The organism is Halanaerobium salsuginis, assembly GCF_900114545.1.
In the GTDB taxonomy this organism is placed as follows: Bacteria; Bacillota; Halanaerobiia; order Halanaerobiales; family Halanaerobiaceae; genus Halanaerobium; species Halanaerobium salsuginis.
The window spans coordinates 1-8,902 of sequence record NZ_FOTI01000067.1 but is presented as its reverse complement, the minus strand read 5'-3'; the positions used below and the strand labels follow the sequence as shown (position 1 = coordinate 8,902).

Genomic DNA, 8,902 nt, shown 5'->3' with positions numbered 1-8,902 from the left:
TCTCGAAGAGAAGTATCCTGAATCATTTGAGTTTTTCTATCATGAATCTTTTCTGCTTTTTTGCCGCAGACAGGACATTTAACATGATCTATTTTATAGTCAGCTACAAAAACTAAATATTCCTCCGTTTTAATTAAATCTGTTGCAACTAGGTCTGGTAAATCCATTAAATCTGTGATAAGATTATTATGCATTTGCTTGACTCCTTTATTGAATTTTTGGTGTTGTAACTATTTAATTCAACGGAGCCAGGCAAATGCCTTTTTTATTTAGATATTTTTAGATTTACAGTTTTTTCTTCACAACATTAATTATACAACCACTTTTTTTAATTGATTTTAAAGAGCAGGAATTATTATTAGTATGAAGAAATAATATATTTAACTGATATTTTATTTTACATAATTTTGTTAGGAGTGAAAAAATGATCTGGAGAGATGAATATAAGATTGGTGTTGATCTGGTTGATGAACAGCATAAAGAACTTTTTAATCGGTTGGGAGATTTTATTCAAACAGTGAGAAGTGCAGAAAAAGTAGCTGCCAAAAAAGCTGAAATAGATCGAACTCTTGCTTTTCTGGGTGATTATGTTGTTACCCATTTTAATGCCGAAGAAGCTTTACAAAAAAAATATAATTACCCTGATTTTGAGAATCATCATGAAGTACATGAGCAGTTCAAATCAGAAATTGCTGAATTTAAAAAGGAATTTGAAGCCAGCGGCTATGATGAAGATTTACTGATGGAATTTAGCGGCTATTTATTAACCTGGTTAATAAATCATGTAGCAGCAACCGATCAAAAAATAGGGGACTACATTAACTCTCTGAATGAGGAGGATACTAAATAATGGATGTAAGATATTTAAATCCAGTGATTGCAGCAACCGACTCTGTTTTTCAAACAATGTTAGCAGTTAAACCTGAAAAGCAAAATGTTTCTGTAGGAACTGAATTAGTTACTAATAAAGAAGTAAATGTTATTATTGGAATGATTGGTGATATTAAGGGCTCAATAGTTTTTAGTTTTTCTCGTGAAATGGCATTAGCTGTTGTTGAAGCTATGTCCGGTATGGAAATGCAAAAAATTGATAAATTTGTTACTTCAGCAATGGGAGAATTAGGAAATATTATTAGTGGTAAGGCAACTACAGGCTTAGCTGAATTAGATTTAAGCTGTGATATTGCCCCCCCACAAATAGTAACTGGTAAAGAAATTAATATTTCCTCTGAAGCAGAAAAGATTCTAATGGTCACTTTTAAAACTAAATTCGGTGATTTTGATGTAAGCTTTTCTATTAAATAATTAACTTAAACTGCTCCTATTTTACTTTAAAGGAGTTGTTTTATTTTTATTATTTTTTTCTAAACTGGCTGTTAATTGAGAAGGTGATTAAAATGGAAGAAAAGTTTAGCTATAATAAATATAAGTTTCTGGAAAAGTTATACACACCAGTGGGAATTATTTTAGCTGGTTTTTTACTGCAGTTTTTTTATCCAGGTGTCGGCTTTTATCAGAGATTATTAATTTATTTAATTTATTTATCTGGTGCATTATTATTTATTTTTGATACTCTACCAGTAATTATCAATACTTATAAGTCATGGAATAAAGAAATTGTCCTGACTAATAGAACTATTATTGTTAAAGGAGATAATCATCTCCAAACTAGAGTTATTAGCCGTCAGGATATCAATAAAATAATATTTCGCTCTCTGCGAGGAGAAGATTTAGAAATCCCACATCAGCAAAAGCTTGAAAAAATAGATGAAAAATTGTATGAACTTTCAGGTGGTAAATTTATTGTTGATTATGACAGTGAAACAATGGCTGATAATTTAACTATTTATCTTGAATTATTACCGGTTGAGTTTGTAGAAATATTTATTAATTGGTACCAGGCAGATATTGCTTTAAAGTAGTCTTAATAGCAGCTTAATTGAATATTTAATTAAAATTATCTAAACCATATTTTAAATAATATTATTTAAAATATGGTTTTTGGCTTTACATAACTATTTAATTATAGATAAAATAGTAATAAAGTAAATTATTATTACTTTATTATTATGATTGGTTTGATAAATAAATTAAAAATGGGGATTTAAAATGAAAATCAAAAAATTAAAAAATAAGATAATTTTATATTTTATATTTGTAACAATTATTCTTTCTTTATCAGTATCTTTTTTTTATTACTATACTACTAGTAATATTTATCAAAAAAATACTCTTAAAACCGCAATTAATGATCTTGGTTATATAAAAAATAATGTGGAAGAACATATTTCAATGGCAAATAAATTTACTGATTGGTTTTATTTTAATTCTAATTTTAATAATATTCTGGGAGAAGATAATTTAGCTTCAGCTAGAGCTGAGTTAAAACTCTACAAACAAATTAAGCTTTATATAACAAACTCATCATTAGAAAATTATATTAGCTCTTTATTAGTAATTGGTAATAATGGTAAAGTATTTAAATTTGCTGGCGATGGTTCTATGATTGATGTTAAAGATGTTGAATTAGAAACTTGGTTTAAAAACCAAAGCCAAAACTCTAATTCTGTTTACTGGCCCGGTTTAATTGAAAACCCAGCTCAAATTAGCAGTTATAAAAATATTATTCCAGTCATTAGACCTATTTTTGATACTATATTATATAAAAGAATCGGCTGGCTTTTTATTGGGTTTAAAAAAAGTTTAATTACTGATATTTATGTTAATAATAGCAATTCAGATTTTAAAAAATATTACACTATAGATCATCAGCATAATATTCTTGCTGCTGATGAAAACAAATTATTTTTTAATAACAAGAATTTAAAGCTTAAACTTACTGAGATGTCTAATCAGGATAAAGGTCATTTTATACTTAAAAATAAGGGAATTGAAACACTCTATGTTTATCAAAAATTAGCCCAAAATAATTGGACTATAGTAGAAAAATTACCTATGACTATTTTAGCAGAACAAAATAAAGTTTTAAAACATACCTCACTATTAATATTTTTTATAAGTTTACTTTTAACTTCTTTATTTACAATTTATCTTTCCTATAATTTAACTGAACCATTAAAAAAAATTATCCGACAGGTCAATCAAATTTCTCTGGGCGTCTTTGATCAAAATAAACATATAGAAGGCCAGGATGAATTAGGAATTTTAGGAGCTAAGATTAATAGTATGTCAGAAAGTATTAAAATTTTAATGAAAAAGATTGTTGAAGAAGAAGAAAAAAAGAGAAAATTTGAGTTAAAAGCATTACAAAATCAAATAAATCCTCATTTTCTTTATAATACGCTTAATTCTATTAAGTGGATGGCTATTGTACATGGTAATGATGGTATTAAACGAATGATTGTTGCTCTGGGGAGATTACTGCGTAATCTTTCTGTAGATACAAATAAAGAAATTAAGCTTAAAGAAGAACTAGCGATTCTTGATGATTATATTTACATTCAGGAAATTAGATATAATGGAAAAATAAAATTTGAAAAAGAAATCAAACAAGCAGAACTATTAAATGCTCAAATTCTTAAATTTATTTTACAACCTCTGGTAGAAAATGCTATTTTTCATGGCATTGAGGCTAAAGAAAAAGCTGATTTAGTTAAAGTTATTATTAGCCGGGATGAATCTAATAACAAAGAAAAAAATAGATTAGAGATTAAAGTTTTTGATAATGGGGTTGGAATGAGTGAAGATATACAGTCTAAAATTTTAAATAATACGGCAGCTAAGCATAAAAATAGTTTGAATGGAATTGGACTTTATAATGTTAATCAAAGAATAAAAATAAATTATGGTGCAGAATATGGTCTTAAAATAAATAGTAAACCGGGAGAATTTACTGAAATAATTATTAGGCTACCAATTAAATTTCTATAAATAACCTATAAAAAGTATAAGAAAATAATAGAATTACTTTTGAGAAAATTATATATATTAAAATTAATTAGATTTGTACATTAATTATTAATATACTGTATTTATTTTTTTGGAAATTATTCTTATAATTAGTTTAGAAAAAATACTAAAGGGGGAAAATTTTTATGAAAAAGAATTCATTTTTTAGCTGTATTTTTATTTTTTCAATCTTATTATTAGTTACTTTTTCAGTTAGTGCCCAGACAACTATTAAAGTTGCTCTATGGGATTATGAAATGTCACCAGAGTATCATGAACTAATTAAAACTTTTGAAAAAAATAATCCTGACATTAAAATTGATGTAATTGATGTTACTTCGCAGGATTATGGTGATAAACTTACTGTAATGCTTTCTGGTGGAGAGGATCTTGATGTATTTGCAGTTAAAGATATGCCAGGTTATTCGAATTTTATTGAAATGAATCGTCTGGAACCTTTAAATAAATACATGGAAAGAGATAATTTTGATACTTCTGTTTATAGTGGCTTAATGAAAGAAATTAAAGTTAATGATAAATACTATGGTATTCCATACAGAACTGATAATTGGATTTTATTTTATAATAAAGATATTTTTGATCAGGCAGGGGTTGAATATCCAACCAATGATATGACCTGGACTGAGTTTAGAGAAAAAGCTGCTGCTTTAACAAGTGGTAGTGGCAGTGATAAAATATATGGAGCTTTCTTACAGCCCTGGATGTCTTTAGCAACTAATTTAGGAGTTTTAAAACAGGAAGGAAAAATAACTTTAGCTAATGGTGAAAATTATGATTTCCTTCGTCCTGGCTATGAACTTTACTTAAAAATGCAGTATGAGGATAAATCTGTAATGTCTTATGGTGAAGCGACTACTTCCAGTGCCCATTATAGAACTCAATTTGAATCTGGTAGAGTTGGTATGATGTATATTGGAACCTGGACAATTGGTGCACTTATTTCTGATCACAAGGCAGGTAGACATGATGTTAATTGGGGTATTGTCAAGTCTCCTCATTGGACCAGTATGAAAGAGCCTGATACAGCGGTTGCTATTGTAACTCCATTAGCAATCAATGCTAATAGTGATAAAAAAGAAGCATCCTGGAAATTTGTTAAATTTGCCGGAAGTGAAGCTGGTGCTAAAATTTTTGCTAAACATGGAGTACTTCCAGCAGTAAAAACTAAGGATGTATTAGATGTATATACTTCAGCAGATGGATTCCCAGAAAATGCAGCAGCAGCTCTTGAAGCCAAAAAACTTCTTTTAGAATTCCCTCCAGCTCCAAATGCTGGTGTTATGAGTTCAATTATTCAGGAAGAACATGAATTAATTATGCTTAAAGAGGAAACAATTCAAGAAGGAATCGATAATATAGAAAGAAGAATTAATCAAGAATTAAACTGGTAAATTAAAATTAATCTGGGCGATATTTTTATCATTCGCCCAGATTTTAAGATAACTTAGGAGGTGACCAAAATTATGAAAAGTTTTTTTAAGAGTAAAAAATCAGGATTATTAACAAAAAGAAATAGAAAAACAGCTTATCTTTTTCTTTTGCCAAATTTTATTGGTTTTTTTATTTTTACACTAATTCCAATCGTAGTTGCATTTGTGCTTTGCTTTGTCCGCTGGGACTTTTCCAATCCAATGCGTTTTGTTGGATTAAAAAACTTTACTTATATGTTTACAGATCAAACATTTATAATTTCACTTAAGAATACATTTTTCTTTACTATTGTTTCAGTACCAGCAACTATGGTAATTTCTCTTGGTTTAGCAATCTTATTAAATAAAATAGTCAAAGGAGTTAAATTCTTGAGGACTATGTATTTTATTCCCTATATTACTTCTATGGTTGCAATTGCAATTGTCTGGAATATGCTGTACAGTCCTTCAATGGGACCAATAAATAATTTTTTGAGAACACTTGGAGTAGATAATCCACCTGGCTGGACTGCTGCTACTGACTGGTCAATGATTGCGATTATTATTATGAGTGTCTGGAAACAAATTGGCTATTATATGGTTATTTATCTGGCCGGTCTGCAGGGAATACCGTCTAATCTTTATGAAGCAGCAAAAATAGATGGTGCCAATGCCTGGCAGAAATTTCGGTACATAACTTTACCAATGTTAACACCGACTACTTTCTTTGTTAGTATTATGCTTCTAATTGGATCTTTTAAAGTATTTACACAAGTTATGGTTATGACTAGTGGAGGTCCAGGAAGATCAAGTAATGTTTTAGTTTATTATATTTATAATCAAGCTTTTGTGTATAATAGATTTGGTTATGCTTCTGCAATTGCTTTTGTATTATTCTTTATTGTGCTGGCAATTACAGTTTTCCAATTTAAAAAAGAAGAAAAGTGGGTTAACTATACTTGATAAATAGGAGGTGGAGGCAACATCATGTCAACAACCAAAAAAACAATTATATATATATTATTATTAGTGGGAGCTATAATTATGGTATTTCCATTTGTCTGGATGCTTTCTGCATCAATCAAAACGGATATTCAAGTTTTTGAATATCCAATTAAGTGGATACCAGATAACCCACAATGGCATAATTATATTGAAATCTGGAAACAAATTGATTTCTTAACTTATTATAAAAATACAGTTTTTTTAACACTGGTAGTTACAGGTTTAAGTATTTTTACTAGTAGTCTAGCAGCATATGCTTTTTCTAAGATTGAATTTCCAGAACGTAATTTATTATTCTTACTCTATATTGGAACAATAGCAGTTCCGTTTCAAGTTATTATGATACCGCAGTTTATGATAATTAGGCATATAGGATTAAGTGATTCACTCTGGGCGTTAGTTTTAATTCAGGCATTTACTCCTTTTGGAGTCTTTTTATTGCGACAGTTTTTTATGAGTATTCCTAATGAATTAAGTGAGGCAGCCAGAATAGATGGCTTAAATGATTTTGGTATTTTTTCTAAAATAATTTTGCCACTTGCCAAACCTGCGCTGGCAACTTTAGCTATTTTTCAATTTGTTTTTGTCTGGAATGACTATCTGGGCCCTTTAATTTATCTATCTTCAGATAGCAATAAAACTATTCAGTTAGGTATAATGAAATTTATGACACAATATTCTTCAGACTATGCATTAATAATGGCAGCATCTGTTGTTGCAGTAGTTCCTGTCATAATTGTCTTTTTATTTTTACAAAAATATTTTGTTGAGGGTATTGCAATGTCTGGAATTAAAAGTTAATTATTTTAATTTATTAATTAAATATAATTTAATGGAGGACTAAAATGATGGTAAGAAAAGTTTGGCTAAAAGCAATGCTTAAAATAATTAATCCTGTTTTAAATAATCTAAGTCAGGAAACATTAAAACTTAATTTACCAGTACAGGGTGAGCCAGAACGAGTCAAATTTAGTTATTTAGAAGCTTTTGCCCGGACATTAAATGGAATTGCCCCCTGGTTAGAGTTAAACTCAAAGTCAGCTGATCTTTCCGATTCGGAAAGGTCAGTTTTACAGAAATATGCTAAGTTAGCAAGAAAAGCACTTTCTAAAGCAGTGGATCCTGCCTCAGCAGATCATATGGTCTTTGCTGATCAGATTCGTCAGCCTCTGGTTGATACCGCTTTTTTAGCTCAAGCAATAATTCGAGCTCCTCATGAATTATGGTATAAGCTTGAATCTGAAACTAAAGAAATGTTAATTAAATCTTTAAAGAACAGCCGAAAAATCAAACCATATTATTGTAATTGGCTGCTTTTTTCAGCAATGGTGGAAATAACACTAGCTTTTATGGGAGAAGAGTATGATACAGTTAGAATTGATTATGCTTTAAGAGAACATCAATCTTGGTATCTGGGTGATGGTGTTTATGGCGATGGCCCAGAGTTTCATTTTGATTATTATAATAGTTTTGTTATTCAGCCAATGCTGCTAGATATTGTTGATGTTATGAAAGATAAAGATTCTGAAATTGCTGCTCTAGAAAAAGATATTGTTAAAAGAGCACAGCGCTATGGGGAAATTTTAGAAAAAATGATTGCTCCTGATGGTACTTTCCCAGCTTTAGGACGTTCAATAACTTATCGTTTTGGTGTTTTTCAACTTTTAACACAATTAGCATTAAAAGAAAAATTACCTTATTCTTTAAAACCTGCTCAGATTAGGACAGCATTAACTGCAGTTATCCAGCGGGTAATGGCAGCTGATACTTTATTTGATCAAAATGGTTGGCTAACTATAGGACTCTATGGCAAACAACCTGATTTAGGTGAACCGTATATTAATACCGGCAGTCTTTATCTAATTAATGAAGTTTTTCTTGCTCTTGGACTTGCTAATGATTCGAATTTCTGGTCAAATCCTGAGCGGCAGTGGTCTTCTCAAAAGATCTGGAATGGAGAAAATGTGGCTGCAGATCATGCGTTATAAGCTTTACTTAAATTAATCCTGTAACATTAATTTTAAAAGTTTTGAGGTGATTTATGAAAATTCCTGATTTGCAAGCTGCATTAAAATCTAATCAACCTAGAGATAGCTTGTTTTTACCAGACATTGAAAATCAGATTGCTAAGTTAAAAGAAGATGAAATATTTACAGATTATTTGACACAAATTAAATTTAGTGCAGAAAAATTTACTAATATAAGTTGGTTCTTTGACAAATGTTGTGAAATCTAAATAGCACCGTTTGAATCATGTTATCTCTTTGTTTTTTTGAATTACTCTTAAATACTTAGCAATGATAAAAATACTCGGCGTTTTAAGTTTTCAACTTTGGGAACACCGTAGCCAATTCTTTTGATTAATTTGATTTTGTTGTTTAATCCTTCAGCAAATCCGTTGGTTATTCTAGTTTTAAAATAGTTAATAATGTGTTGTTCCCAGCGTTTTACTGTTCCTTTAGCTCTATAGAAAAGATTTAATTTAGACTGACTAACATTTTCATACCAGTTATTTAAAGCTTGAATAGACTCTTTAACATCAGGAATCTGTAGTAAAT

The 8,902-nt window shown here is 29.5% G+C and carries 10 protein-coding genes and 1 pseudogene; 9 read left to right on the top strand and 2 right to left on the bottom strand.

Features of this window, described 5'->3' with window-relative positions; translation table 11 throughout:
- Positions 1-194: pseudogene (locus BMZ74_RS13755) on the bottom strand (hypothetical protein); the annotation flags it as partial.
- A 230-nt stretch (positions 195-424) separates the two neighbouring features.
- Between BMZ74_RS13755 and BMZ74_RS13750 the strand changes: the two are divergent.
- The 9 genes from BMZ74_RS13750 to BMZ74_RS13710 all read left to right on the top strand — a co-directional run bounded on the left by BMZ74_RS13750 (position 425) and on the right by BMZ74_RS13710 (position 8,580).
- Positions 425-850, top strand: a complete 426-nt coding sequence (locus BMZ74_RS13750; protein ID WP_089862784.1) for a bacteriohemerythrin — start codon at positions 425-427, stop codon at positions 848-850.
- Positions 850-1,305 carry a chemotaxis protein CheX gene (locus BMZ74_RS13745; RefSeq protein WP_089862783.1) on the top strand — a complete coding sequence of 152 codons (456 nt, stop codon included), beginning with the start codon at positions 850-852 and terminating at the stop codon, positions 1,303-1,305. Before BMZ74_RS13750 ends, BMZ74_RS13745 begins: the two co-directional genes overlap by 1 nt.
- 92 nt (positions 1,306-1,397) lie before the next feature.
- Positions 1,398-1,922, top strand: a complete 525-nt coding sequence (locus tag BMZ74_RS13740; protein WP_089862782.1) for a hypothetical protein — start codon at positions 1,398-1,400, stop codon at positions 1,920-1,922.
- A 187-nt stretch (positions 1,923-2,109) separates the two neighbouring features.
- Positions 2,110-3,891 carry a sensor histidine kinase gene (locus tag BMZ74_RS13735; RefSeq protein ID WP_089862781.1) on the top strand — a complete coding sequence of 594 codons (1,782 nt, stop codon included), beginning with the start codon at positions 2,110-2,112 and terminating at the stop codon, positions 3,889-3,891.
- A gap of 164 nt (positions 3,892-4,055) precedes the next feature.
- Positions 4,056-5,321: an ABC transporter substrate-binding protein gene (locus tag BMZ74_RS13730; protein ID WP_089862780.1), complete on the top strand. Its 1,266-nt coding sequence runs from the start codon at positions 4,056-4,058 to the stop codon at positions 5,319-5,321.
- Between the two features lie 72 nt (positions 5,322-5,393).
- Positions 5,394-6,302 (top strand): carbohydrate ABC transporter permease, encoded by a 909-nt coding sequence (locus BMZ74_RS13725; RefSeq protein ID WP_089862779.1) that lies wholly within the window; start codon positions 5,394-5,396, stop codon positions 6,300-6,302.
- A gap of 24 nt (positions 6,303-6,326) precedes the next feature.
- A complete protein-coding gene (locus tag BMZ74_RS13720; RefSeq protein WP_089862778.1) occupies positions 6,327-7,145 on the top strand; it encodes a carbohydrate ABC transporter permease in 819 nt (272 codons plus the stop codon).
- Between the two features lie 44 nt (positions 7,146-7,189).
- Complete coding sequence (locus tag BMZ74_RS13715; RefSeq protein WP_089862777.1) at positions 7,190-8,332, top strand: DUF2264 domain-containing protein; 1,143 nt, start codon at positions 7,190-7,192, stop codon at positions 8,330-8,332.
- Positions 8,333-8,385: 53 nt separating this feature from the next.
- Positions 8,386-8,580, top strand: a complete 195-nt coding sequence (locus tag BMZ74_RS13710; protein ID WP_089862776.1) for a hypothetical protein — start codon at positions 8,386-8,388, stop codon at positions 8,578-8,580.
- A gap of 47 nt (positions 8,581-8,627) precedes the next feature.
- Here BMZ74_RS13710 and BMZ74_RS13705 read toward each other — a convergent pair.
- Positions 8,628-8,902 (bottom strand): transposase (locus tag BMZ74_RS13705; RefSeq protein ID WP_143070132.1); only part of this gene is annotated, 275 nt, incomplete at its 5' end.

What these genes read in the sequence shown, in the direction of transcription:
- BMZ74_RS13710 (WP_089862776.1), top strand. Translation starts at nt 8,386, where the DNA reads ATGAAAATTCCTGATTTGCAAGCTGCATTAAAATCTAATCAACCTAGA.
- BMZ74_RS13745 (WP_089862783.1), top strand. Translation starts at nt 850, where the DNA reads ATGGATGTAAGATATTTAAATCCAGTGATTGCAGCAACCGACTCTGTT.
- BMZ74_RS13750 (WP_089862784.1), top strand. Translation starts at nt 425, where the DNA reads ATGATCTGGAGAGATGAATATAAGATTGGTGTTGATCTGGTTGATGAA.
- BMZ74_RS13740 (WP_089862782.1), top strand. Translation starts at nt 1,398, where the DNA reads ATGGAAGAAAAGTTTAGCTATAATAAATATAAGTTTCTGGAAAAGTTA.
- BMZ74_RS13730 (WP_089862780.1), top strand. Translation starts at nt 4,056, where the DNA reads ATGAAAAAGAATTCATTTTTTAGCTGTATTTTTATTTTTTCAATCTTA.
- BMZ74_RS13735 (WP_089862781.1), top strand. Translation starts at nt 2,110, where the DNA reads ATGAAAATCAAAAAATTAAAAAATAAGATAATTTTATATTTTATATTT.
- BMZ74_RS13720 (WP_089862778.1), top strand. Translation starts at nt 6,327, where the DNA reads ATGTCAACAACCAAAAAAACAATTATATATATATTATTATTAGTGGGA.
- BMZ74_RS13725 (WP_089862779.1), top strand. Translation starts at nt 5,394, where the DNA reads ATGAAAAGTTTTTTTAAGAGTAAAAAATCAGGATTATTAACAAAAAGA.
- BMZ74_RS13715 (WP_089862777.1), top strand. Translation starts at nt 7,190, where the DNA reads ATGATGGTAAGAAAAGTTTGGCTAAAAGCAATGCTTAAAATAATTAAT.